The 24496-nt window shown below is 60.8% G+C and carries 26 protein-coding genes and 1 pseudogene; 4 read left to right on the forward strand and 23 right to left on the reverse strand.

Going from position 1 to position 24496, the window contains the following annotated elements; translation table 11 throughout:
- Window positions 1-389: 389 nt before the first annotated feature.
- The 14 genes from I4X03_RS07705 to I4X03_RS07770 all read right to left on the reverse strand — a co-directional run bounded on the left by I4X03_RS07705 (window position 390) and on the right by I4X03_RS07770 (window position 14838).
- Complete coding sequence (locus tag I4X03_RS07705) at window positions 390-2657, reverse strand: LPD7 domain-containing protein (protein WP_223467643.1); 2268 nt, start codon at window positions 2655-2657, stop codon at window positions 390-392.
- 9 nt (window positions 2658-2666) lie between these two features.
- Entirely contained in the window at window positions 2667-4640 is a 1974-nt protein-coding gene (locus I4X03_RS07710) for a type IV secretory system conjugative DNA transfer family protein (RefSeq protein WP_223467644.1), read from the reverse strand.
- Window positions 4606-5676: a P-type DNA transfer ATPase VirB11 gene (virB11, locus tag I4X03_RS07715; RefSeq protein WP_223467645.1), complete on the reverse strand. Its 1071-nt coding sequence runs from the start codon at window positions 5674-5676 to the stop codon at window positions 4606-4608. The genes I4X03_RS07710 and virB11 overlap by 35 nt, the downstream gene beginning before the upstream one ends.
- Window positions 5657-6952: a type IV secretion system protein VirB10 gene (virB10, locus tag I4X03_RS07720; protein ID WP_223467646.1), complete on the reverse strand. Its 1296-nt coding sequence runs from the start codon at window positions 6950-6952 to the stop codon at window positions 5657-5659. Before virB10 ends, virB11 begins: the two co-directional genes overlap by 20 nt.
- Window positions 6949-7773: a P-type conjugative transfer protein VirB9 gene (virB9, locus tag I4X03_RS07725; protein WP_223467647.1), complete on the reverse strand. Its 825-nt coding sequence runs from the start codon at window positions 7771-7773 to the stop codon at window positions 6949-6951. The genes virB10 and virB9 overlap by 4 nt, the downstream gene beginning before the upstream one ends.
- Entirely contained in the window at window positions 7770-8480 is a 711-nt protein-coding gene (locus I4X03_RS07730) for a VirB8 family type IV secretion system protein (protein ID WP_223467648.1), read from the reverse strand. The genes virB9 and I4X03_RS07730 overlap by 4 nt, the downstream gene beginning before the upstream one ends.
- Before the next feature lie 4 nt (window positions 8481-8484).
- Window positions 8485-8643: a hypothetical protein gene (locus I4X03_RS07735; RefSeq protein ID WP_223467649.1), complete on the reverse strand. Its 159-nt coding sequence runs from the start codon at window positions 8641-8643 to the stop codon at window positions 8485-8487.
- 44 nt (window positions 8644-8687) lie between these two features.
- Window positions 8688-9713 carry a TrbL/VirB6 family protein gene (locus tag I4X03_RS07740; RefSeq protein WP_223467650.1) on the reverse strand — a complete coding sequence of 342 codons (1026 nt, stop codon included), beginning with the start codon at window positions 9711-9713 and terminating at the stop codon, window positions 8688-8690.
- A gap of 14 nt (window positions 9714-9727) precedes the next feature.
- A complete protein-coding gene (locus I4X03_RS23300; RefSeq protein WP_223467651.1) occupies window positions 9728-10084 on the reverse strand; it encodes an EexN family lipoprotein in 357 nt (118 codons plus the stop codon).
- Window positions 10085-10101: 17 nt separating this feature from the next.
- A complete protein-coding gene (gene virB5 / locus I4X03_RS07750; RefSeq protein WP_223467652.1) occupies window positions 10102-10803 on the reverse strand; it encodes a P-type DNA transfer protein VirB5 in 702 nt (233 codons plus the stop codon).
- A complete protein-coding gene (locus I4X03_RS07755; RefSeq protein WP_223467653.1) occupies window positions 10800-13187 on the reverse strand; it encodes a VirB4 family type IV secretion/conjugal transfer ATPase in 2388 nt (795 codons plus the stop codon). Before I4X03_RS07755 ends, virB5 begins: the two co-directional genes overlap by 4 nt.
- Window positions 13184-13510 carry a VirB3 family type IV secretion system protein gene (locus I4X03_RS07760; protein ID WP_223467654.1) on the reverse strand — a complete coding sequence of 109 codons (327 nt, stop codon included), beginning with the start codon at window positions 13508-13510 and terminating at the stop codon, window positions 13184-13186. The genes I4X03_RS07755 and I4X03_RS07760 overlap by 4 nt, the downstream gene beginning before the upstream one ends.
- Before the next feature lie 9 nt (window positions 13511-13519).
- The gene (locus I4X03_RS07765) at window positions 13520-13852 is read right to left on the reverse strand and encodes a TrbC/VirB2 family protein (protein ID WP_223467655.1); all 333 of its coding nucleotides are present in this window, start codon (window positions 13850-13852) and stop codon (window positions 13520-13522) included.
- Between the two features lie 224 nt (window positions 13853-14076).
- Window positions 14077-14838, reverse strand: coding sequence for a lytic transglycosylase domain-containing protein (locus I4X03_RS07770; protein ID WP_223467656.1), 762 nt, complete (start codon window positions 14836-14838; stop codon window positions 14077-14079).
- Window positions 14839-15314: 476 nt separating this feature from the next.
- Here I4X03_RS07770 and I4X03_RS07775 point away from each other — a divergent pair, with 476 nt between their 5' ends.
- The 4 genes from I4X03_RS07775 to I4X03_RS07790 all read left to right on the forward strand — a co-directional run bounded on the left by I4X03_RS07775 (window position 15315) and on the right by I4X03_RS07790 (window position 17797).
- Window positions 15315-15647 carry a hypothetical protein gene (locus I4X03_RS07775; protein WP_223467657.1) on the forward strand — a complete coding sequence of 111 codons (333 nt, stop codon included), beginning with the start codon at window positions 15315-15317 and terminating at the stop codon, window positions 15645-15647.
- Between the two features lie 266 nt (window positions 15648-15913).
- Entirely contained in the window at window positions 15914-16519 is a 606-nt protein-coding gene (locus I4X03_RS07780) for a LexA family protein (RefSeq protein WP_223467658.1), read from the forward strand.
- 130 nt (window positions 16520-16649) lie between these two features.
- The gene (imuA, locus tag I4X03_RS07785; protein ID WP_223468099.1) at window positions 16650-17468 is read left to right on the forward strand and encodes a translesion DNA synthesis-associated protein ImuA; all 819 of its coding nucleotides are present in this window, start codon (window positions 16650-16652) and stop codon (window positions 17466-17468) included.
- Window positions 17468-17797: a hypothetical protein gene (locus I4X03_RS07790; RefSeq protein WP_223467659.1), complete on the forward strand. Its 330-nt coding sequence runs from the start codon at window positions 17468-17470 to the stop codon at window positions 17795-17797. The genes imuA and I4X03_RS07790 overlap by 1 nt, the downstream gene beginning before the upstream one ends.
- A 372-nt stretch (window positions 17798-18169) precedes the next feature.
- Here the strand turns inward: I4X03_RS07790 and I4X03_RS07795 are convergent, their stop codons facing one another.
- The 9 genes and pseudogenes from I4X03_RS07795 to I4X03_RS07835 all read right to left on the reverse strand — a co-directional run bounded on the left by I4X03_RS07795 (window position 18170) and on the right by I4X03_RS07835 (window position 24405).
- A complete protein-coding gene (locus tag I4X03_RS07795) occupies window positions 18170-19111 on the reverse strand; it encodes a hypothetical protein (RefSeq protein ID WP_223467660.1) in 942 nt (313 codons plus the stop codon).
- Window positions 19112-19481: 370 nt separating this feature from the next.
- Window positions 19482-19650: pseudogene (locus I4X03_RS07800) on the reverse strand (transposase); the annotation flags it as partial.
- Between the two features lie 65 nt (window positions 19651-19715).
- Window positions 19716-19964, reverse strand: a complete 249-nt coding sequence (locus I4X03_RS07805) for a hypothetical protein (RefSeq protein ID WP_223467661.1) — start codon at window positions 19962-19964, stop codon at window positions 19716-19718.
- A 223-nt stretch (window positions 19965-20187) separates the two neighbouring features.
- Window positions 20188-20463, reverse strand: a complete 276-nt coding sequence (locus tag I4X03_RS07810) for a hypothetical protein (RefSeq protein ID WP_223467662.1) — start codon at window positions 20461-20463, stop codon at window positions 20188-20190.
- Window positions 20464-20724: 261 nt separating this feature from the next.
- Entirely contained in the window at window positions 20725-21771 is a 1047-nt protein-coding gene (locus tag I4X03_RS07815; RefSeq protein WP_223467663.1) for an HNH endonuclease, read from the reverse strand.
- Window positions 21772-21879: 108 nt separating this feature from the next.
- Window positions 21880-22341 carry a hypothetical protein gene (locus I4X03_RS07820; protein ID WP_223467664.1) on the reverse strand — a complete coding sequence of 154 codons (462 nt, stop codon included), beginning with the start codon at window positions 22339-22341 and terminating at the stop codon, window positions 21880-21882.
- A 333-nt stretch (window positions 22342-22674) separates the two neighbouring features.
- The gene (locus tag I4X03_RS07825; RefSeq protein ID WP_223467665.1) at window positions 22675-23319 is read right to left on the reverse strand and encodes a Rab family GTPase; all 645 of its coding nucleotides are present in this window, start codon (window positions 23317-23319) and stop codon (window positions 22675-22677) included.
- Between the two features lie 3 nt (window positions 23320-23322).
- Complete coding sequence (locus I4X03_RS07830) at window positions 23323-23649, reverse strand: hypothetical protein (protein WP_223467666.1); 327 nt, start codon at window positions 23647-23649, stop codon at window positions 23323-23325.
- Between the two features lie 60 nt (window positions 23650-23709).
- The gene (locus tag I4X03_RS07835) at window positions 23710-24405 is read right to left on the reverse strand and encodes a GTPase family protein (protein WP_223467667.1); all 696 of its coding nucleotides are present in this window, start codon (window positions 24403-24405) and stop codon (window positions 23710-23712) included.
- Window positions 24406-24496: the final 91 nt, after the last annotated feature.

Raw genomic sequence — 24496 nt, forward strand, 5'->3', positions numbered from 1 at the left:
CAAAGCAACCAATTTCGACGCCTGGGCCGCTGATGTAGCGAGTGAACTGGTCGGCCGGAATGGACGTACGGTGAGATTATCCGCTGGACCTGGCACATTCAAAGTGGCGGCGGATGGAACTGGATCGGTGGAAAGGACGTGAAGAAGCACGCCGAGGGTAGCTCAATCTCGGTTGAAGCGGCCGAGAAATCCAGGAAAATCCACCCACTGTAGTGCCATCGCCAGCCACGAGCTGGCCTTGGCATTAAGATGGTAGACACGGCATGAGCGGCGTGGGCAGGGGCGGTGGAGGGGGGCGACCGCGGCGTAATCGACCAGGTGGAACCCGTGCATTTAAGGCGCGCTCGCTGGGAGTGGGTCCACGCGACGCGACTGAGATCGTTGCTCCATCAACGGCCGATGGTCCTTTCCTTACCGTGCTCCTGGCGCACCTCGCTGGCCTGCTCGCGAATCCGCACTGCCGGAACGCCCTGGCGCTCGGCCATCTGGCGTGCCAGGGTTTCTTTCGCCAGCGTCATGAAGCGCTCCCGATCTTCGCGTGACTGAAAGTTCTGATCGGCGACCACCTGGGCCGCGCGCAGGATGGCGTAGGCGCCGACCAGGTCTGGATGGGCCTTCATCGCCTGCCTGGGCTCTTCGCTGCGGAAACTGTCTGCCTTGATTTCCCATTGGTTTCGGTGGGCCGCCCGCGTCTGTTTTCCGATGACCTTTCCCGCGTCATCGCGCAGATTTGCGCTGACCGATACCGGCTGCTTGCCGAGGTTTGTCAGCTCGATATGCTGGCCGATCCGAGCCTGGCTGTCCTTGATGGCCGATTCCAGTCCCACGCCCCAGGTGGTGCGCTCTTTGCCGGCCGTGTCGCGCAATTTCACGTAGTAGTTCAACGGCTCGGCTTGGTCGAAATTGAAACGGGCCTTGCCGTGCTCAAGCAGGGTGCCGGCCAGGCGCGCCTTGACTTGGTCTTCGTGCGCTGTGTCTTTGCCATGATGGTCGGGGGCAAGCCCGCGCGCAGTTTGCGCCTGCGCCTGGGCGCGCGCCGCGTCGCGCTCGACGCTGTTGGCCAGGGTCCGGCGATCACGCTGGGCGAGCAGCGCCAGGTCCACCTCGGATGGCCTGTAGCCTTTGACGGCGATACCCTGCAGGGTCGCCTCGAGCCAGACTTTCTGGCGAAAGGCGTCGCTGCCGTTCACTCTGATGCCGTCCCATTCGCGCGCACTGGCAATCTTGACCAGGTCGGAAACGATGCGCGCGCTGCTGGACTTGGTCTCCAGCCGTGTCCCCTTATCTTCGAATGCCTGCAAGGTCGGCTTTTGCGGGTAGTGGAACTTGTTGCCGACCCGCAGATAGGCCTCTTCGATCTCCCTTGGGATGCGCAGCGTGGGCTTGTCGGCTGGCTCGGGAACGTTGGTGGCGACGGCAGCTAGAGCGGGAGGCAGCCGATGCTTCAATTTATCCAGATCGACCTGCCGGCCCACGCCGCGCGTCGGCCTGGCGCGCGCCTTATCAGCGGGGCTTGCCTGCTGGACGCGTGCGTCGTCGCGCGCGATGCTGTTGATTTCCATTCCCGGCTGCCTGGTCTGGCGCGGTTGCGCGCCCGCGGTCGCGGTTGCCGGTTCACGCTTGAGCGACTGCAGGCGCTCGTCAAGTTCGGCGGCGTGGATATCGCTCTCGACTTCCAGCGCGGCATCTGGGTGTTGACGCGACAGCGCGGCGCGGTAGTCAGGGTGGCGCCGTGCGGCGGTGACCATCACCATTCTGGCCAGATGCCTTCGCTCCGCGGAAATCTCCTGCAGGGCCTCGGCGTCCTGGCGGACCCAGTTGGACGTATCGGTGAACGAGCGCGCTTGTTGCTGGTCGAGGGCGGCCTGCATGCGGATGACCAGGGCGCTCAAGCGTTCGCGGTCAGCGCTGGACATGGCGCTGGTCGCCGCCGGCGTTGCGGGCTCGTCAATCGCCGCGGATGGGCTCATTGTCTTACTGTCTTGCTGCGCGTGCTGTTCGAAGGCGGCGCGCACGGCGTCGTCGTGGAAGCGCAGCTGCCCGCTATCCGGATCGCGGTCCATCAGGCTGGTCTGGCCGCGCACGAGGGCGGGCATGGATGCCAATTCGCTCAGGCGGAACGCCGCGATCGCATCGTTCAGATCGTCGTGCTCGCGCACCACTGGTCCGAATTCGTCGTAGTGCTTTAGTTGGTAGCCGGCGCTTTCGTCGGCGCGGGCTACTGGGTCTGGCGTGGCAGGCATGGCTGTCGGGACGGGCGCCTTGTCGGTCCCACGCGTACTCGCGGCCGCTTTGTTCCGTGCCTTGGCTGCCACGCTGGTGCTATGACTCTGGACCGATATCAGGTCGGCGCCTTCGAGCTTGCCGGCGATGCCGTGTTCGGGTTGATTGCGTTTGCCCCGCCCGATTCCTTGTTCCATCTTCTGCCGGTTGGCCTGGCCGACCAGGGTGTCGACTTCGGGGGCGGTAAGGCCCGAAAATGCGGCGACTTCCTTGCGTCCGCGGTAAAAGCGCAAGTCGGCCGTGGCGATCGCGCTGCGCTGGTCTTTCGCAGCGCCTGGTTCGGCGGCGCGTTCGTAGGTCAGCGCGTAACGCACCTGGGTGACGATGCGGTCGTCGAGCAGGAAGCGCTGCTGGTCCGGTGTAGCCTGTGCCATGTCGTTCTCCTATGCCGCCATGCCGAAGCGCGACAGCAGTTCATTGACGCCGGCTTGCAGCTCGGCGTCGGTGGGTTTGTCGCCTGGAATCTGGATATCGCTGAAGTCGCAACTGAAGGCATCGGCGGGCAGGGTGGCGACCCGGTCGATGTCGTTCGCGTTCAGCACCCGCTCGATGGTTCGCCTGGCCGTGCCGTCGCTGATGTCGGGTTGCGGGGTGGAAAAGCTGTAGGTGGGGTGGGTCACTTCCAGCAGCGGCACCGGGGCCCGCAGTTCGCCGCGCCCGGCAGCTTTCTCCAACTGCGCCTTGGTCGGCAAGGCCTTGCCAAGGGCGGCCAGCGAGGGGGAGATTTCCTTGAGCCGGTCCATGAACACGGGCATGGTGTAGTACTGGACTTTCTTGCACAGCACCGGTAACAGGTGGGCCATGAACAGGAATTGCTGCCACATGCCGATCTGGCGGATTTCCTGCGGCAGCATCAGGGGCCGGGCCTGCTCGGACTTGTTGATCGTGCGGCCTGGCTGGCCTGTGGTTCTGCCGGTGGTGGTGACTTTCCAGGTCCGGTCGCCCAGCATGGAGGCGATCTTGTCGGCGCGCTCGGGGTCGTCCTGCGGGGGGCTGAACATGATGTGCACGCCGAGGTTGCCGGCGAAGGCGCGCGCGCCGCGTTCGCCGTAGACTTCGGCCAGTTGCGACTCGGAGTGGTAGATCGCCAGCACCTTGACGCCATATCCGGCCAGATAGGCGACGCCCTTGAGCAGGGCCTGGATGCGGCCGCAGGCGGTCAGCTCGTCGAGCAGCAGCAGGACCTTGAATTTCAGGCGCTTGTCCTTGTTGGGCGTTTCGCCCGTATTGCAGTCGATGAGCTGCTGCCAGAACAGGTTCAGGAGGGGGCCGAAGCGGTCGAGGTCGCCTGGCTGGATGCCGACATAGATCGACATGCGCTGGCGGCGCAGGTCGCGGAAATCGAAATCGTTGGCGGACGTCGCCGCGTCCACCAGCGGATTGTAAAAGGGTTCGAAGCGTGACGAGAACGTCTTGCGGATCGAGGTGCGGGTGTTCTCGGCGGTGCTGATGAAGTCGTTCAGGGCGGCCATGCACACGCCCGAGAGGGGATTGCCGGCCGCAATGCGCTCGGCCATGACGCGCTTGAAGAATTTGCCCGCTTCTTCCTGCTGGGTCACGCAGCGCAGTACCGCCGCCATGGTGACCGGCTGGCCCGGTGTTTCGAGCAGGTAGAGGACGGTGCCCAGCATCAGCGACCTGGCCGAGGAACTCCAGATCGGGTCCTGGCCCTCGATGTCGGGGAAGATGAAATTGGCGATCTTCTGGATGTCGTTGATGCGGAAGTTCGGGTCGTCGCTGATGTAGGCGAGCGGATTCCAGCGGTGCGAGCGGTAGTCGAGGGCGGCGGGATTGAACAGGTAGCATTGCTGGCCGTACCTGGCGCGGTAGCCCGAGGTCAGGTCGTGCAGTTCGTTCTTGGGATCGTTGACGACCAGGCTGTCCCGGTAGTTCAGGGCATTGGGCACGCAAACCGCGACGCCCTTGCCGGAGCGCGATTCGGCGTCGACGACGGCATGGGCGTCGCCGCCGTACATCAGCAAGGTGTCGCCGACCTGCCCGACGATCACGCCGTCACTGCCCATCAGGCCTGCCTTGCGCATTTCGCGCCTGCTGGCAAAGCGCGCATCGCCATGCTGTTTCCTGGCGCGCGGCTTGAGTACGAGGAAGAGGGGCAGGGCGATCGCGACGAAGCTGAAGGCTGCGGCAATGAACAGCTTGTTGCGGACAGGGGCGAGGTCGCCGTAATGGAACCAGTACTGGTACACCGTCAGCATGCCTGCTTCGGCGGGATCGCGCCGCAACAGGTGCAGCACGGCGGCGCCGGCCAGATAGTTCCACAGCGCGGCGACCGTGCACAGCGCGGTGCCGGCCAGCAGGCGCTTAAGCCATAAGGGATTTTTTGTGTTCTGGTTCATAGTAGATCTCGGTGACGACGCGGCGCCCCTGCACGACCTTGAACTGGATGACGATGTCGATGCACAGATGGACCATCGCGCGGATATCGGCGGTGCTCATGGTGCGACCGTCGTCGCTGCGCCGGATCAGCGAAATCAGGCGCTCGATGCACAGCCGTGGGCTTTCCGCGTGCATGGTGGTGATGCTGCCAGGGTGCCCGCTGCTGACGGTGTCCATGAAATAGTAGGCTTCGTTGCCGCTGATAAGCTCGGCCAGGAAGACGCGATCAGGCTTCTGGCGCAGGCTGCTTTGCATCAGCGACTGCGGCGTCGCTTCCGACAGGCCCTGGCCGTCGCCGCTGTAGAACAGCGCCACGCTGTTGTCGTGGGTCGCCCGCAGCTTGAGTTCGTCGACGTTTTCAATGCTGAGCAGGCGTTCGTGCGCGGGAATGCGGGCGACGATGGCGCGCGCGAAGGTGGTCTTGCCGGAGCCGGTGGCGCCGCTGACGATGATGTTCTGGCGGCTCTGAACGGCCAGGTCGATGAAGTCGCGGTAGCGCCGCTGGCGCTTTAAATCCAGCAGCGCGGCTTCATCGGCGCTGAGCTGCCGCGGCTGGTCGACGACGGCGGCGAACGCGCCTTGCTGCTCGTACGCGTCGAGGGTCAGAAAGACGCTGGAAGGCTGGCGGATGGTAAAGCTGATGGTGCCCGGGAGCGTGGCCGGCGGGCGCACGATGCGGCAGCGCTGGCCGCCGGGCAGGGTGGCCGACAGCATCGGATGCTTTTCGTCGAGGCGCTGGGCCGAGTAGGTGGCGATCAGCTGTGCCAACCGTTCGCAGTAGGTGAAGTCCAGCTGTGGCGCGTCGTGGAACAACCAGCCATGGATGCCCTCGCGCTGAACGACGACCTGGCCTGGCTTGTTGATGCACACTTCGGTGGTGCCGGGCAGCGCGAGGAAGGTCTGCAGCGGCGCCAGAAAGTGATTGAGCGCGAGGTCGGCGCGCAGCGACGCGTCGTCGCCAGGCACGGCAGCCAGCCTATTGGGCGCGGATGTCATACACACTCCGGAAATCGAGATCGCGGGCGACGAAGACATTGATCTGGTCGCCATGGTTCTTGCGCAGGGTGGGCGGGATGTTGATGCTGCCCTTGAGGGCTTCGGTGGCCATGTTCTGGGCCGCGGCCTGGGTGGTGCTCAGGTTGATCGTGGTGCTGGCGCTGTCGGACCGGTCGGCGGCGATGGTGAGGGCGTCGTCGATCAGGCTGAGCAGGATGGCGCCGCCGAAGCGCTGCCAGAAGTGGGTGTCAACGTAGCCGTTCAATCCGCCCGCGCCAAGGGCGTCGGTGCCGGGCGAATCGAGCTGGATGACGATGCCCTGCGGGGTCTCGATCCGGGTCCACAGGACGAAAATCCTGGCCTGTCCCTGTTTCAGGCCGCCCGCGTACTGACCGACGATCTTGCTGCCGGCGTCGAGCAGGACCAGCTTGCGGTTGGACGAGTACATCGGCCGGCTCAGCACGCAGCTGGTCATCCCCGGGACCGTGGAATCGATGCGGGTCTCGAGCACGCAATCCATGGAGGCGCCCTTGGTGATGAGGTAGCTGGGATCGGGAAGCATGGCGGCCTGGGTGGCGCGGGTGATGGTGGGCTGCAGGCTGGCATGGAGTTCGTCGCCGGACTGCGACTGGCCACTCGTCGCCGTGTTCGAGGCGAGCTGCAACGGCATGCCGGATTCGGCCGCGCCAGCGGTGAAGGGAAGATTCATTGCGCCCATTTCCGGGATCGCGGTGCGCGCTATCGCGGTATCTCCCTCCAGCTCCACGGTTAACGCGCCGCGCTGCTTGCGCAGCCGGGCGACTTGCTGCGGCGTCAGTGGCGGCGGGGCGGCGGCCGGGGTGGTTCCGGTCGCTGGTGCCTGGAGCGTATCCTCCGGTGGCGGAGGGCGATCGGGCGCGTCGAGCATGCCGCCGACCAGATGGACGCCGGTGGCATCGGCGTCATCGGGCGTGTTGATGGGCCGTTCGGCGGGCAGGGGCGGGACCATGATCGCGGGGAGCGCGCCGCCGATGGTATTGGCCCTGGCGACGTCGGCTTCCTTTTTCTTGGCGATTTTTTCCTGGCGCGTGGCGCCGGTATTGAGCTGGTAGATCAGATACAGGCCCATGCACGCGATGAATGCCAGAGCGAGCGCGCTGGTCACCTTGCTGCCGCGCCTGGGAGCGTTCACGGACGGTATTTCGCGGTCGGCCGATGCGACCGCCTCGCGCTCAGGCGCATCCCTGCCGCCTAGCGCGCGGTGCGCGAACATCCGCTTAATACGATCGAAGGTCATGACGGGTTCCTTTTGACGGCGCGCTGCACACCCGGCATGGTGGCGCCCGCAGGGTGTCCGCGGCCGACCGGATCGAACGATTCATTGAACACGCAGGCGACCGCACCTCCCTTGCGCAGGATGAATTTGCGTGCGAGGGCGTGGATGACAACCGTCTTGCCTTCGACAGTGCGGTTGACCAGGCTCTCGCTGCCGTCGGCATTGATGATGAAGATGGCGGGTATGTCGCGGTTGCCCTTGAAGGTCAGCCTGGTGAAGGTGCCGTCGTCGCTGGCCTCGTCGGGGGCGAGGTCGGCGGAGCCCTGGACGTGGTAGTTCGTGTTGACGGTCGGGTGGGACTGGCCAAGGCGCTCGGCCAGGCGCTGCTGCTCGGCCAGGCGCAGCGCGGACTGGGACGAGCGGGCGGCGTCTTCGCGCGGGTAGCGGAAGTTGACCTGGTAATACATGTCGCGTCGGTCGCTGCGGCCGCTCTTGCGCCAGTGCGAGCTCAGGTCGAAGCTGTAGGCGCGGCGGTTGGTGAGGATGGTCATATTGGTGCGGCCGTTCTCCTCCTTTGGTTTGACCAGCACGTGGTTGCCCTGGGTGGCGAAGGTCCAGGCATCCTTGTCGCCCATGAAGATCCCGCGCGGGAGCACACTTTCTCCTTCGGCCAGAACGATGTCGATCTGGTAGCCGAAATGAGCGACCAGCTTGACCACGTCGGCCGGGTTGTAGTCGACGTAGCGCACGCGCGGATCGTGCTTGCCCGGCTTGGGGGTGGTCAGTGACAGTGCCGCGCCGGCCGGCAGAAGCAGCGCCACGGCCAGCAGGAGCGCTTTCATTTGGCTGCCTCGCTGGCCCGGGTCACGCCGGTTTCGGGATCAGTGCGGTAGCCGTCAAGCACCTGGAACCCGAGCGGGTTGATTTCACGCAGGTCGTCCGAGACGGGCTCGTTGACGTAGCGGTACGGGACCGTGGCGATCCAGTAGCTCTCGACCGACGGCGCCCCGGGCTGTTCGGCGATCTTGGTGAAGTGGACATTGGCGAGGTTCTTGCCGATGAAGGTCACCGAACGGATCTTCACATTGACCCGGACCTTCGATCCGTACTGGTGGATGGGCGAAGCGGGATTGTCGGGGCGGTAGAAGGCATAAACCTTCTTCTGTTCCTGCGCGGAACTCAGCAGACCCACCGTCCGATAGGTGTGCTCGTATTGATCGTACTGGTAGTGCTCGCGGTTGCGGACGTACAGGCGTAGCCAGTATTTGTCGGTGACTTCCTTGTAGGTGGTCGTCGCGTCGCTGAGCGTCGTGCGCTGCACATCGACAAGACCGTTGGTCTCGTCGACACGGATGATGCGATGCTCCACCTGCTTGAGCGGGAACAGCATGAGATTGGCGCTGACACTGAGCAGCGCGATCACCCCCGCAGCACTGGCAACCAGCCATGCGCGCTTTTCTGATTGCTTGGTGCGCAGCACATGGTCGGTGTCCCAGGACGCGGCCTGGCGAAAGTACTCGCTGCCGTCATCTTGCCTGACCGGTTCCATGATGTTACTCCGCGCCGCGGCTGGCTTGGGTGCTTGAGGCGAGCGCCGCGCTTTGCTGCTGGTTGATGGGACGCTTGTTGGCGCCATCGCATGTCGCCAGTTTGTTGGCCGAAGCGCATGCGGAAAGCCAGGTGAGCACCAGGCTGACGATGAGAAGTTTCATGTGCATGTCCTTTGAGGTCAGTGGCGCGAAGTGCAACGGTCGGGTTAGTTCTTGCTGATGGAGTTGGTGTTGCCGCGCATTTTTCGCGCTGCCCACACGACGGGTGCCGCCGCCATTCGACCACCGGCCCTGAGCGCCTGGGCATCCTTTTTGGCGCCTTGGAAGGCCTTCTGCATATTGCTGGGTCGCATCGCGCCTGCAGCCGATTTCAGTTTGTCGGTGGCCCAGTTGATGGCGCCCATCGTTGAAATCGCAATGCCCCCAGCGAGCGATGAAGCAAGGTTCTGGACCTGCATGAGACATAAGAGGCTAACGACTGCCATAAGCAGCAAGGACGCGATCGACGCGATACCAAATTCGTCGGTTCTTGATGCGTCAAGCGCGCCCCTTGCAGCATCGGCGAACATACCAAACATAAATTTGATTACCGCGATACATAACGCAGAGATGAGGGCGTAGTTAAGTGCGAGTCCGAGCCAAGCTTCGAAGAACTTTTTCGTACTGTCGAACATAAGACAGATGACAAAAATCGGGCCGATTCCCAAGAGCACTGCAATCATGACCTTTGCGAGGATAATTAAGAACGCAGCGTAGCCAACGCTTAATAGCGCGGAAAGCCAAATTATTGCCGCAACTAAAAATGCGCCTGGGTTATCGAAAATGTCTGCCTTCTCGTAGACCGACTGACTCGCGTACATCGCATCGGAAAAAACGCTGTCTAGAGTCGCTTTTGAATCTTCCGTCGTTCCACCATTCCCTAGAAGGCCGACGAAATACTCTGGAAGGGCAAACAGATTGTTGGCGATCAAGTCTGAATACGAACCCACGCTTATTGCGAGGTTCATGATGATGGCCACCTTCATCAGTCTGAACGCCGCATCAAGTACGGGCTCCTGAATGAGACCGCGGTACATTGCGAAGCCCCATAAAATGATGTAGAGGGTTAGCATTTGATTCGCCACAGGTGTCAGCGCCTCTACAACGTTTCCAGCAGTCGCCTGGATATACTCAGCTACGGCAGCATCAACCGTTTCGAAAATATTTCGGAGGAAGAAGTATGCCGGCTGCATGATTCATGTCCCTGCTATTTTTTAAGCGGTATATACACTGGTTTTCCACCACCCATGACGGCCGCTTGCGCGGCGAGGGCGTTCTCGCAATTTGGCGAATTTTTAAACGTAGCTTTGTGATCTCGGCAGATACTCGTGATGACGCCCCTCTCAGCGCGATGAGCTCGCCAATAGGAAACAGGCTTAACTTCTAAGGCATTCCAAGCACTTATACACTCCCGATCATTGCCTAGCCCTCCTGGATTTGATTGGCACACTTGTAGCTTTGCCTCACGCTCCTCGGGATTGTCGCGATAAAAAGCGACATCGCGAGTCGGTTCGCACGCGATGAGAAACATGGTTGCGATGAACCCTAAAATTATGGATTTCATGAGTAAGCCCCTCGAAATTAGTACCCGGATACATACACTGGTTTGCCTGGCCCCACTTTCGCCATCGTTTCGCGCGCTTGTTGTTTCAATTGCTTTTCCTGGGCACTTTGGATCATGGCCAGCATATTCAGCTTGATCATCTCGTTCTGCAGCATCGCGTTTTCGGCATTGATGCGGTTGGCGAGATCGGCGGCCGCCTTGGGGTCCTGCGCGAGATCGACCCGGTTGACCAGGGTTTGCAGGGTGTCGAAACGGGCGCCTGCGGCGTTGTAGGAGGCTTCGGCGGTGGCCTGCATCGTCGCGATCTGGGTCTGCTGTCGGTCGAGCATGCGCGCGGTCTGCGGCGTGGCGGCCTGGGCCGGGGTCATGATCTGCGCGGCGCGCCGGATCGCTTCCAGCGAGCCGGACAGGCCTTGTGTACGCCCGGCCCCCTGGCTCAGATTGTAGAGGCCCGATGCCGACTTCGGCAGATAGTGGCGGGCCGCCGGGTTGTTGATCAGGCTGCCCATGCCGCGCACGCCGTTCATCGCGTTGTACATGCGCTTGGCCTCATCCAGCTGCAGTTTGAGCTGGGTGACCTGCTGGACAAACTGGGCGTAGTTCGATGCCTGGTTGAGCTTGACGGTCGCATGGTTGGCGGCGTCGTAGACGGGCATGGCCCGGAGTGACGGCGCCGCCAGCAGGGCGGCGCACGTCACAAGTATCGCGGCGTGTTTCATGACGGAGTTCTCCTTTGGTGGAACAGCGGGAGCCAGATATCGGGATCGGTACCGACCTGCGCGAGCAGCTGGTCGAGCAGCGCGTTGTTGGCGGTGGTGCCGGACAGAACGGCCAGTTCGTCGTCGAAGCCTCGCAGATTCAATTCGGCGATGACGGAGTTGTGCCCTTGCTTGACGAGGAACTGGCGCGAGCCTTCGGGCAGTGTCTTGACGATGTCGAACTCGCGTTCGGAGCAATGCAGGCCGTCGACATAGTCCTCGTGGGTGGCTTTTGGGTTGGGCATCAAAATCAGCGTTGGGCACTGCTCGATGATCGTGTGGGCTATCGGCGAGCGCAGGGTGTCTTTGGCGGACTGGGTGCCGAACACCAGAAAGCCGTTTTGCTTGCGGATGGTCTTGAGCTTGCGGTTGGCGAAGTCTTCAAAGACCGCGTCTTGAAGGAGGCGCCAGAATTCATCCATGAAGCAGACGAAACGGCGGCCGTCCATCGCGCAGTCGATCCGGTACATCAGGTAGAACAGGGCGTTGGTGCGCACCTCATCGTTGTCGAGCAGTTCGGTCATGTCGAAGCCGAACATCTTGCAGGCATTGAAATCGAGGCTGTCGGTGGCGTTGTCGAACACCCAGCCGAGCTGGTGGCCGGCGGACCAGCGCGCGATGCGGTAGTAGATGCCGTCGGTGTCGGTGACGTCGAGGAAGCTGAGCACCTGGGTCAGGCGCCGCTGCGCGCGCGGCAGTTCCATCACGCCGGCGACGGCCTTGCTGATCGCGCCGTCTTCCTGGCTGTTCAGGGGGATGGCGCGGCCCGCGCCGTCGCGGGCGCGCGCGAGGTTGCGCAGCCAGGCTTCGATGAATTCCAGGTTGGCCGCGGTGGGTTCGAGCTGCAGCGGATTCCAGCCGGTGGCGATGCCGTTGGTCAGGGACTGGTAGCGCCCGCGCATGGCGCAGATGTAGATGCGGGCGCCGGCGTTCAGGTCGATGAACACGATGGTCGGATCGAATTTCTGCAACTGGGAGATCATGAAATTCTGGGTGGCGGTCTTGCCCGAACCGGTCGGGCCGATGATGGTCGTGTTGCCGACATCGAAGCGGTGAAAATTGAAGTACAGCGGGCCGCCCGAGGCGGTGCGCAGCAGCGTGACGGCAGGGCCCCAGTGGTTGCGTTCGCGCTTGCCGGTCGGGTAGTTGTGGAAGGCGGACAGGCCGGCGAAGTTGCGCGAGGTGAGCGGCGCGGGCCTGGTGCGGAATTCGAAGTTGCCGGGCAGCTGGGCCCAGTAGGCCGCTTCGTTGGCGCTGTCCTCGCGCGCGACCACCATGCCGGTATCGCTCAATACCGTCCTGGCCTGGCCGACGCAGTCGCGCAGCGCGCTGGCCGACGCGGCCAGCAGCTGCAGGGTGAAGTGGTAGCGGCCGAACACGAAACGGTTGGAGATCAGGTCATCCATGGCCAGTTCGAGCTCGTCGATCTGGGAGGCGGCCAGGTCGCCGGCATTGATCATCACCGCGCGCTGGCGTTCCAGCAGGCGCTGCGCTTCCTGCTTGTTCATGAAGACGAAGGACTGGGTGAGGATGAATTCGTATGGTTCGGCCATCAGGGCGTCGAGCATCCCGGGGCCGGTGATGGCCGGGTATTCCTTGATGCCGAGGATTGCGCCGTAGCGTGTTCCCGCCGGCGCCTTGTAGGCGAGCGACTCGGTGCCGAAGAAGGGACGGCTGGTGGCGATGAAGCTGCGCAGGTCGCCCTGGGGCAGTGGCATGGGCTGCCATTCCCCATTGACCAGGAAACCGAAGAATTCGAGCAGTTCGGAGTAGGCGCGGCCGCGATGCTGGTACACGCCGAGTACTTCGGCGTCATAACGCTGCAGGGCGACCTTGACGGTGTCTTCCAGTTCGTCGAGGGCGGCCAGACCGGCCAGCTGCTCGTTTAGCAGCGATTCGCGGCTGAGTTTTTCGAAGCGACCGAAAAAGCGGTCGACCCGGTTGGCGGCGGGACGGTAGACCAGGGTGATATACAGTTCGTTGACCAGCATGCTGGCGCCGGACAGGCAGTGGTCGCGGTATTTGCTGTTCAGGCGGCTGGCGAAGCCGGGTGCGTAGTCGCCGACGGGGTAGGTCTGCTCGATGCGGCGCACGATGTGCGACCAGACTGCCAGGTGGGGACTGGCGATGGTGCGCAGCAGATAGCCGAGCTGCTCGTGCCAGACATTGATGTCCTGGTCGTCCGCGCTGTCGTGGGCGATGCCGGCCAGCCGGAATACGCGCACGAAGTCGCCGGAATGGTTCTTGATGGTGGTGCGCGCGATGTGGGCGGCGAACGGAATATTGACCGACAGCGGCAGCTCGGCCCGCATGGCCTTGCGGTCCTTGAGCTTGTGGGTGATCATGGCTGGTCCCCGGCGCGGGCCCTGGCCTTGGCACGGAACGGCTCCAGCGGGCTGTAGCTGCTGCTGCGCCACAGCCTGCGGTTCAGGTTGCGTCCCTTGGTCGCGGCCCACAGGAACAGCAGTTCAAAGGCGCGCGGTTCGTTCAGGCAGACCAGGTAGGCGACGGCATGTATCGGAATGCAGACGCTCAGGTACAAGATATTGTTCGCTGCCAGGAACACGATGCTGCTGAGCATCGTGTTGAGCAGGAATGCCGGCAGCGTCACGCCAGCCACCATGGTGGGGCGGGTGACACCGACGAACAGCGTGTCGGTGGTGAGCATCGCGCACCCCTAGCTTACAAAGCCGGAAAACTGGTCGACCAGGGAGGCTGCGCCGAAGGTCAGGATCAGGCCGCCCATCAGCATGCCGCCGGTACCCCAGGTGATTCTGCCCAGGTAGGCGGCAATGCCTGCAGCGATGACGGCCAGGATGGCGAGCGAGCGCATGACGCCGGAGTTGAGGAACCCGATGACACCATTGAGCATGTTTTGCACGGGATTGGATTGGGCGAACGCCGGTTCGGCGCTGCAGCAGAAGACGATGACAAAGGTCAGCGCCAAACCGAGCCGGAACGGATCGGCACGGTGCGCGGTGGTGGGCTTAGCTGCTGTCGTCCTGCTCATGATTGCCTCTCAAATAAATTGTTAGCGAATCGACGGATTGGTCATTGCGATCTACGTGCCCCAGGAGCCAGTTGGCACTGATCCAGACGCGTGGTGCTATCTACTGCTTGATCAGGATGGGCTTTTCCTCTTTCCAACGGAGCCTGACGTGCGGATAAATCCGCTGGTAGTTGGCGGGCCTGGCGTTGATCCCGATGGGCTTTACTTAAATCAAATTGGGATTCTTATTCGCGCCTGTTCTCCGCGTGTCGCGGGAGGCTTTGCGGTGAGGGTCGTGCCGCGTAGCCATCAACACTGCGCGCCTGTTCATGGCTGGCCGCGTAGCCATCGAAGGGATCGGCTAATTCAAAACGTTCTGCTTGGCGGCCATTCCGCGCGCTGGCTATCGCACCTTCTTCAGTCGATGGTGTCGCGTTTTCGGCGGGAGATAAAGGCGCGCGCTGCGGACGTGGCTTTCGTCCAGGTGTGGTTCGAACTGGGATCGGCAGCGCTTCGGGGACTGCCCCCGAGGCATGCGGTACCGCCGTCAGGGCAGCGAGCACTTTCGCGACATAGCTCGGCTTGCCCTTTTCATCGGGAACCAGGCCGCGGCGGAAATTTCCGCTGTAGTAGCACGACAGGGCCGCCGCGAGGGCCTGGGTCGGGGCAGGGAAGCGGGCGCGGGCGCGGTCGTGGCACTCCTGGAAGATGCGCGAGCCGGCGCGTAAATTGGCGCAGGGATTAAAGGCGGTTTCGTAGTCGAGGTTCATGCGGGCCAGGTTGTAGCGGTTGACCTGGCTGGTACCGAGTGAAAAGTTCCAACCCGCGTCTGCCAGGGCGCGCGCGGTTGCGACCGCCTCGGCCTTGCTGCGCGGCTGGCGTTGGAGGGCGCCGTTGACGACGCCGATGCTGAACGGATGGCCACCGGACTCGACTTTGACGATGGCGGCCATCACGCGGCGATCGACGTCGTTGAAGCATTCGGTTCCCAGGGCGAGGGTGTCCATGTTCGCGACCTATGTCAAATCCAGCAGGCCATCCGAATGACTGCTCGACACCCCACCGATGGCTGATGGATGTGCCGGCTAACCCTACAATGACACTAATAAGCGTATGTTTTCGATAATTGAAAAATACGCATTATCAACACGCTCCGGCTTCTCGCGGCTGAAAAACCGACTGAGAAAAAAAGTTGCTTTAGAGGATTGGACGTGGTCATTAGCTCAACATTGGCTGCCATTTTATATGGCTTGTCCTCTCGCGGGCACGCCTGTGTTTACGAATTGTCAGATCGAGGGCGAAAATTTTTGAACCAGGATGTACTTCGGGCAACTGGTTCGAGAAGCAGTCGGTAAGCTGCCGAAAACGAGGAGCCGTCGGAGCGTCCTTGCCGGACCTATATGCTTGAGATAGCTCAACGTCCCGAGGCTGTATAAATATACAGTCATCGCATGAATATGATTATCGTCGCCGAGGGGACCGCATGGATAAGCTGACCGACACCGATGCATACCGGGTCCTGCGGGCTACCGGCATCGTCGTGCTGGCAGCCGCGGGAGTCCTGCTGGTATTGGTTCGCGTCCTGGCATTCTTCCCCTTGCTGTGGCTGAGGATGCTGGTACTGCCAATCACGAATTTCTGCGCGGTGGCATCGCTGGGAGCACTGTGCATCGCCGCGTTGATCCATCCGGACAGCACGCTGCTACTGCGCTTAGGCCTGTTCAGCTTTGGGGCTTTCATGGCGGGATGGTTGTATGACAGCCTGCTGCTGTTCCTGTCGCCCAGCCCAATTATTCTTGATAGTCGGGTGGATTGATTGCTTCTCACATGGCGAGGGTGGGCACCGCGTGCCGAATCGAACACGCAGTGCTACTGCAAGGCGGTAATGCTTCTGCGAGATGGCGTCTGGGGTCAAATGCGGGCGACCCCATAGGTGCCGGAGGACTAAGTTGCTCGTCCTTTGTCGATCCCGGGGCGCGCGCGAAAGCACGAAACGTCGCAACTCCGGCCGAAAAAATTTCTTTCCGGTTTTGCTATCGGTGGCTATACTGTGTTTTTATACAGTAGTTTGCCAAGACCTCCATGTCCGTTCCGCTCCCCATGAATCCCGTGGCCCTAATTGGTCTGCCTGCGAAATCGGTGCTGGTCAGCGGGCCGTCATGCGGCTTTGACAGTTGCCGGCTCGACTATGACCTCGGAAATATTTGCCCGGCTATACCCGGCGCGGAATCTGCCCTGGATGATTGGAACGCGCCATTGCTGGGTCCGCGAGCAGCATCGCAGCAGGACCGCTACGCTCCCGACGGGGACGATTTTTCGCATCAGGCAGCACCTGATGCTGCAGGAGCGTATTGCGGCGACATGCCTGGAACAGCTGCCCGCGTGATGCGCAACCGTGCGTCGTCTTACGCGCTGAGGGTGCATGACGACGCAATGGAAGGGGCGGGAATCCTTTCGGGTGACGTGGTGATAATCGACCGTTCGCTTGTGGCCGAGCATGGCCAGATCGTCGTGGCGCTGATTGGTGAGCGCTATCTGATTGCGCGCCTGTTCCGCTTCAATGGCCGGATGGAGTTGCGCTCGCAGCGGGCGGGCCGCGAGGCGTCGCGCTTGGCCGTTGATGCCGAGCCGTTCGTGTGGGGCGTGGTGGTCGGCGTGGTGCGATCGTACGCGGCTGGCGCGTCGTGAGCTGTGCGAGCGCGTGATGTCGACCGTTTCTTTACCATTATTTCCGCCAGCAGAGCAGTGCGTGGCCGACGTGCTGCCGACGCGGGCGCCAGTTGCCGTTGACCCTGCGCGGGAGCATGCACCGTGCCCTGTGCCGGAACGGGCGCTTGACCCTGAGGCGCTGCATCCGGCCTTATGGCGCGCGTCGCAGCTGGCGCGGGCCGGTGAGCAGTGCGTGGACACTTGGTATGCGACGCTGTCGCGCCAGTTGCCGGGCGGTGGCTGGCCGACCGGGAGCCTGATCGACTTGCTGGTGCAGCAGGCGGGGATTGGCGAGCTGCGGCTGCTGGCGCCGGCCCTGGTGAGGGTGTCGGGTTCAAACGATCGGGGGAGGGCGCGCGGTGAACGGCGCATCGTCTTGCTGCAGCCGCCGCATGCGCCCCAGACGCTCGGGTTGGCGGGCATGGGGTTGACTCCGTCCAGCCTGTTGTGGGTCAAAAGCCAGAGCAGTGCCGATGCGCTGTGGGCCGCGGAGCAGGTGTTGAAAAGCGGGAGCTGCGGCGCCTTGCTGTTCTGGGCTGCGCACATGCGGCCCGAGAGTCTTCGCCGATTGCATCTGGCGGCGCAGGGTGGACATACCTTGTTTTGCATGTTGCGTCCGCTGGCGGCAAGCCAGGACGCGTCGCCGGCCCCGCTGCGGCTGGCGTTGCGGCCGGTGGCGGGCGGGATCGAGATCGGCTTCGTGAAGCGGCGCGGGCCGCAGCGCGATGCGCCGCTGTATCTGCCGCTGCCGGCGGTAGGGGGCTTGCGCGAAGGGCGCCAGGACGTCGCACCGCACGAGCCGGAGCGCCCACGTGTTGCGACAGCCTCTTCAGGCGTGGAACGGATTGCGCTGCCTTCCGGCGCAGCGGCGACGTCGGTGGATGCCAGTGGGCGCGCGCTGTCGCTGTTCGAGCATCAGGGCTCGTGATGCGGGTGATCCTGGCAAAGCTGTATGAAGACGGCGGGCGGCCGTTGGCGCGCCATCGCGCGGTGTCTATCGCGCCAAGCCACGAAGGCATCCTGTCGCTGCATGAAACGCATGATCGGGAGCTGCGGCGCACGGTGCGCAAAGCGCGGGTGAGCAATCTGGCAGGGACGGAGACGATCCTGGAGTTGTATGACGCCGTGGTGCTGTTTATCGATGATGGGGTGATGACGATCGCCGGCATGGAGATCGATCCCGGTACGCGCAAGGCGACAGCGCAGTCCTGGTACGTCGAGATCGTCGATGTGCGCAAGCGTCGAACGCTGCTTTAGCAGCGGATGGGCAAACCCTGCGCTAAAACGGGATTAGCTCAGACTTGGCCTGACACACGACGTCCGACTGGCTGCATCCGCAACCCACAGCAGTCATTGAGCAGCTACTCTGTTAAGTCAACCATTTACTGACACATCTGACAATTTCCATTCTCGACGTAGCATGTGAATAGGTGACCGCCGGCTCGGTAAGCAGTCAAACTGCGAATACCTAGAATGCTGCAGTAGGAGCCCGGCAGTGTGATTAGGTGCAATGATCGGGTAGGACAGGATACTTCGCATCAACCCGCTACAGAGCACCATGAAGAGGCAAGAGAAAAGTGTAGCGTTACTCTCTGCAGACCGTAGCAGGGAAATGCCAAGATGTTCCTGTTAGGTCACTCGCAGCGGCACCTGTACATGGCCGGCCTTTGTGGCGCTATGCTGGAATGCGCCGACGAACCCGGCTACCTGCCGGCTCAGCTGGTCGAACGCTTCAGTCTGGGATGGTGTCAGGGGTTCACGACGCAGCAGTTTCAGGATTTTCTGTCTGAGCAGGCTTAAAATCCCGAATGGGCGGATAACCTTGATGAGCCTTGTGGCTGTAGTGCTGAAGTCGTCGCAGCTCCGGGTAATTTCAAGCTTTTTCTGGTGGGTCATGGCCAGCACATCCGGAAGGGCAAGTAGATGTTTTTTCTGCTCACAGATGACCCGGTCAAGCTTGACCGTTTCTTTGTGGATTTCATTTGCTTTTTTGTGGGTGCTGTAGCTGGCGATGGCAATAAGTGGAACTGCGACTATGCCTCCCAGTACTGCCATGCCTCCACTTACACCTGCACCACCCGCAGCCAGAGTGCCGCCACCCAGCCAGGCCAATGTTGCATTGGTGGCTGCTGCGCCTGACAGTCCGGAGATGGCGGCGCCAGTTCCGGCCGACCCGAGGGCACCGACAAGCGCCCACGAACCAACCGCGAGCGAACCGCCGGCGGCTGTTCCCGCTCCGATGCCAATCGCGGCATTGAAATCACTGTGGAATTTTTCAACGCTGCTGATGGTTTTGACGGTATAGGTGAATTCTATGCTGTTCGCGTTATGTGTCGTCGTCTTCAGAATTTTTCCGCACTTTATCAACAGAGGGCGGATCGCGGTCAGTGACGCACCAATCGCGCAGACGTTGCTATCAATCTCGTTTTTGAAACGCCGGGTTTCCTTGCAAAGCTTTTCATGTTCGGAATAGCTCGTCTGGTAAGCTGCCTTTGCCTCCTCCAACCGATATGCGCCTCCAAGGGTTGCGACGTTGCTGATAACGTTGAAGGTGCCTTTGATAAATCCCATGATGTCAGATGAGTGCCAGCGGCAGCCTGTGTTGCAGGTTGAAGATGAAGTTGCAGGGAATCGAGCCTCCCCAGCAGCCTGTATTTGACAATTCCAGCTATTGTGTCTTCTCGCCGGTACAACAGCAGTTCGGGTCGACCTGACGAAGGACTCTTACAGATGAGCAGATCTACCTTATACGACCTGGTCGGAAGATAGTCATGATCTCCGGTTGTCCAATTTCTCTTGGAATCAATTGCATTCCATTAATTTTACATCATTGGACAAAACTTCTATAAAGGTTCAGCGAGAGTCTTCTGGAAAATATGTCGACTGCATACCTGTATGGTCATGCTCTCGGCGCCTTCGCAGTACCCTCGTGAGCGCGCTAAACGCCAGCCAGCATCCATTCATAAGGGCGATACCAGCATGTCCTGCCGCTCCGGCAGTCGAGTTCGCGCGGCAGGTACACCCACGGTATCCAGTCTTGAGGAAAATAGGATCCCGGTTAGGGCCGCGCGATCATCGATACGTGGGCGTCCGCCTTTCGGCGATCGGGGATGGGCCGGAAGCTCGTAACGCTGGAGATGCTAGGAGCAAACTGCATGGGCATACGGTCTTTTAGTTAGAAACGCTTTTTCTTGTCTAGAAAGCTGATGCCCAGCGCAACGATGAACAATCCAAGTGAAAGGCCTTTAGTATTATTGTGCAAGTCGCCTGTAAGCTTCCAGCATGCCAACGCGAAGACGAAGAAGCTTACCCACGACTTCTGGCTGTGCAATAAATTACCCAACGCGGGCCAAGCGCGACCAACCAGGTGCGCGGCTAGGTAGACCGCGCCAAACACCCCGAGAAACAATAGCAAAATCCCCATGGCGGTCCCAAAAAATTAAGTCCTGTCATCGTCGAGTTGGTTCCCCGATCGCGAAATCGCATGAGCTCGTGCTTCTCCGCCCCCGCATCAATAATTGAATCTAACAGTTCAAAAATCATGGCCTCTTCAGTTCTGCAAAATCCGCAACCGAAAGCAGTCGACCAGCGATAGACCGCTACCGACACACTGAGGACCTTGGACAGTCACGCCGTTAGCACCCAGGCTAACCGAACACACGGCTGTGCCAATACGTCTGCGGTGCGGCAAACCACTCTTCATTCGTAGTCGTTCGGAACTGGGCGAGTTGAGTCATTGGTATTTGGTATCGACTGAACAAAGCTAACAGGTCTCTGAGGGACGCCTGCGACAAGTTCGTTCTGACCACCAACGTATCTTGTTCCCATCGAAGGACACCGGGGATCTCCATCGCCCACTTAAACAGATGCTTCTCGTCGAGTTGCGAAGCAAAATGCACATCCGAACAGTCGAGATAAATCATTGGTTTCCTTGTTCTTCTGCGGTCGCTTTTTTCGCCCGTAGCGCCTCTTAGTACACTAACTCATCTGACAGTGCGTGTCAGGTCAAGTATGAGCTAGTACAGCTAAACTGTAGTTCGCACCCGCACCATCATGGACGCTTTCGCTAGACGCATTTAAGTTTTTTATACTACAGCCTGCTCGAGACGTTTGATGGCGCCAAGTGGCGTTCGCCGAGCCGACTTAAACGGCTTCGCACCTCAACACCTCGCCGGTTGATCAGATTAGCCAAGTAGAAGCTCTTGTTGTCTGCGCTCGCGCATCTGACGGTGTATCAAGCGGTGGCAGTTCGCGCAGAGACACTGAAGGTCTTCTAATTTCGTTTTGTGATCTGTACTCATCTCGCTGACAAGCGTTTCCGCGTGGTGGATTTCAATACAAGACTCGGCCAATGCAGTCGAATAATGTTCTGTCGGAACGAGTCCACATTCTTCGCATCTCAACACGCCGTATAGGCGAACGAACTGTGCTTTCTTTGCCTTTGCCAAGCCACTCGCTCTCTCGCGGGCGACGTGCGAACGAATGACCTGCCGGCCTTCCTCCCATTCGCCTTCCTCGATGTCCAGCTCGCTATCCGGCGTTGGCTCATCCTTGCGAATGATCCTAAATCCGGCTGCGCGCAGGATTCGGAAGCATGGGGAGCCGTCCCCGCCCGAAAAGTGCTTAGGTTCAACGGGAAGTTCAAGCTTCTTGCTCAGAGCGATACCAAATACCGCTTTGGGTGGCAGCCTTTGTCCGTCATCTAAAACCAGATCAAAATCAGTAGACTCTGCGAATGGGTGAAGTTTCGAATCTCCGCTCTGCAGCCCTTGCACGGCCGACCAAATGTGTTCTGGCGATACCGTAGCAAGCAGTTCGGAACGAAACCGTCCTCCGCTCCCGCTGCGGTTCTCAGTAGCGCGTGATCCAGCGGCACCCGTGTACGACAGGAGACGGACCTTGATTGCTAGCCCGTCAAAACCCGAACTAGGTTCATCATCTAACCACTCCGCTTGTGCCTGGCTCGACTCGTCGCGCCAGATAAGCGATCGGCCGAAGCGCGCACGCGCAAACGCTTTTTTGTAGAGTTGCTCATCGCGCCGATAGTGCAGCTCATAACGTGTCTGCTCGCCTTCGCCCAGCTGTATTGCGAACACGCGATAGTGAACGCTGTCAGGTCCGCTCCAGCTTTCGTACGTAGTAATCCATGTGCCGGCGTTTGTAACAGTGCGTAGGTCCAACAACTCGACTGCGTCCTCCGACCAAGTAATTTCAATCAGCTGGTCTTTCATCGTGTCAGCGCGCACATGCGGCCCCAATGCTTTTCATTGTCAGATACCAGTACGGAGTTTGATTTGAGGTGCTGTTTTGCGGTAAAAAACGGTGGGTCGACATCGGTTTCATGATTGCTCCAGCATGCGGGAGTAGAGATTTGCGCGGTCATGGTGAGGGCGACGCAGTGTCGAAAGCCATGCGCGAATGTCGTCCGCCGATGTCATCTGTTCTTGACGTCCGAAAGCCATCCCGTTCACGGCGATCCCACCTTTGAGAAGGTGCGCCGCTGCCTCTTCGAACAGGCTCAAGGCGCCTGGTTTGTCTGCCGCGAGTGACTGGGCGATCGACGGCCCGTTCAGGACGACGCCGACGATGACGAAGGCGACATGTTCGTCACTGGCAGAGCGTGGCCAGTCGAGTGGCGTGTCCACCGAAGCCGCCCAATCGGTGGAATCGGCACAAACAACCCGCAGCCCAATGCGCTCATAGATCATCAGTGCGCAGCGAACCGCGTCGACCAACTGGCCTGGCATTTTGTCGGCCGTGGAAGCGCGGAGTCGCACCCACACATCTGGTTGCAAAAGCATGTTCGTCCAATCTCAGTTAAGACAAAGGCCAGCCCTGAAAACCGCCTGGCTTGTTCACGCCACGCGACCGGCGCTGATGGCGCGCGAGACCGTGCTGCCTGAATCACTCACGGCTTTGGCTGATCGGCCGGTAAGCGCCGAGGCCCTTGTTCGCGGGCCTCTCAGCTGTTGTCAGGCGGTTGCATTCTCCCATAAAAACTTACAAAAAGTTAACTTAAATTTATCAGTTGAGGTCGGCCGAGTGTGGTCGGCGCCGAGCACTAGGGTGCAGGGCTAGGCAACGTCGTACCGGCTGATCATTCGGGATGGCCGATCCTCGAACCGAGCGCAGTTTCACAGTCTCGAACGCAGTTCGTCGATACCTTCCCCATTCCGGCTGCTGACAAACACCACCGCATTTGGCTGCAGGCCGACCAGGTGGCGGCACAGGTCTTTCGTCACGGTGTCGCGATCGTTCGCATCGAGCGACTCGGCATGGCTGCGCGTCACCAGCGGCGTCATACCCGCGTGACGAATCGCTTGGTAGATGTCGACATCGGCTGCACGAATCTTGCCATGCACGACCAGGATGATTTTTTCAAAATTCCCGAACGGGAAATGCGCCACGAATGCGGCGACCGGGTGGGTGCGGGTGTCGTATCCGGGGCAGTCGGCAACAACCTGTCCCGGCCAACGGCATAGCAGATCGACGTCGGTGCGCTCCGCCCAGTTCGTTGCGTCGGTGTGCACCCCAATGATAGGACGGGGGTGGGCGCGTCCCATCGACAGCTTGTCGACGATGGTCGATTTGCCGGCGCCGGCTTGCCCCAAGAACGCGACGCGGCTCGGATCGGGTTTGCGCGTCAGGTCCCGCAAGGTATGAAGATTCGTGACGAGCGTTGTGTGGTCGGGCGCGTCTCGAAGCGCGCTACTGCCGGTGACGGCCGCATAAACGCGCTTGCCGAAGCCCAGGGCGATGGGGAGGCCAAGTCGCCGCATGGATCAGCGTTCCAGTTCGTCCCGCAGGATTTTTTCGGCGAGCGTGTAACAGTCGTTGAGATAGCTTTTTCCAACCGCGTAGGTAATCGCGAAGCCAGTGGTCATGGCGATCGCCTGGCCGATGAACGGAACATATTTTGACACCGTCTTGAGTGCCTGGCGTCCCAGGAACTGCTTGAAGAGAAGCAGAATGCCTTCCTTCGCGGCGTAGCGCACCACGTTGCTGGCGACTGCACTGACGGTTGGGATGGTCGACTCTTTCAGCTTGCTGAGCACGCGATCGCTGAGCCCGAAATCCTCGCGCAATTCGGCAAACAATTTCAGCAGCACCGATAAGTCGACGGCGAGATCCGCCCCAGGGATCGGATTGAGCCCGTTGGCGGCCGACGCTCAGGCGGCGACCGACACATGCTTATCCGCGACATCGCGTTTGAGCTGCAGGAATTCCAGACTGTAGGCCTTGGCACCCCTGAGCCAGCGTTCGCGTTTGGCCGCGTCCAGGTTCTTCAGGATCGTCTCGTTCAGTACGTCCAGCCCATAGCCTTTGCGGCAGCTGGTAAACGTTACCTCGACGGGTTTGCCGACCTGTTTGACGATGTCGTCCCGCTTGCGCGATTCCAGCTCTTCAATCGTGACATCATCTTCCCAGAGTTCATCGTGCTTGTTGACGACGAAGATGCATACCTTGCCCATCCTATCGAGCTCCTGGAACAGCTCCGTGTCTGCCTGATGGAATTTGCCGCTTGTCACGCAAAGAAGCAGGTCGAACTTTTCAAGATTGAACGTGCTCCTGTAGGTCTCCTTCGGGAACCTCTGGGTGCCGTAGCCCGGAAGGTCGACCAGGGTCAAGCCATTGTGTTCATACTCGGCTTCGTCAACGGTCTTGTCTGTCTCGACCCCGACGGCCGCCACTTTTTCGCCAACGATCTTATTGATCAGCGACGATTTGCCGGCCCCGGGCTGTCCGAAGAGGGCGACCGACACCCGTACAGCGTTCTGCTGATCCAGTTCGTCCCGCATTTGCTGTGCATCGTTGTGAATTCGCATGTGAAGTAGGTGGCGTCCGTTGAGATTGAGGGCGAGCATAGCACTCAAATTTCCTAGCCACAATTTGATGTGCATACTAGGTCGATCTCATTGCTAACCTGCGACTTGGCATCGCGCATGACTGACGACG

This window comes from Massilia soli (assembly GCF_016809835.1).
GTDB lineage: Bacteria > Pseudomonadota > Gammaproteobacteria > Burkholderiales > Burkholderiaceae_D > Telluria_A > Telluria_A soli.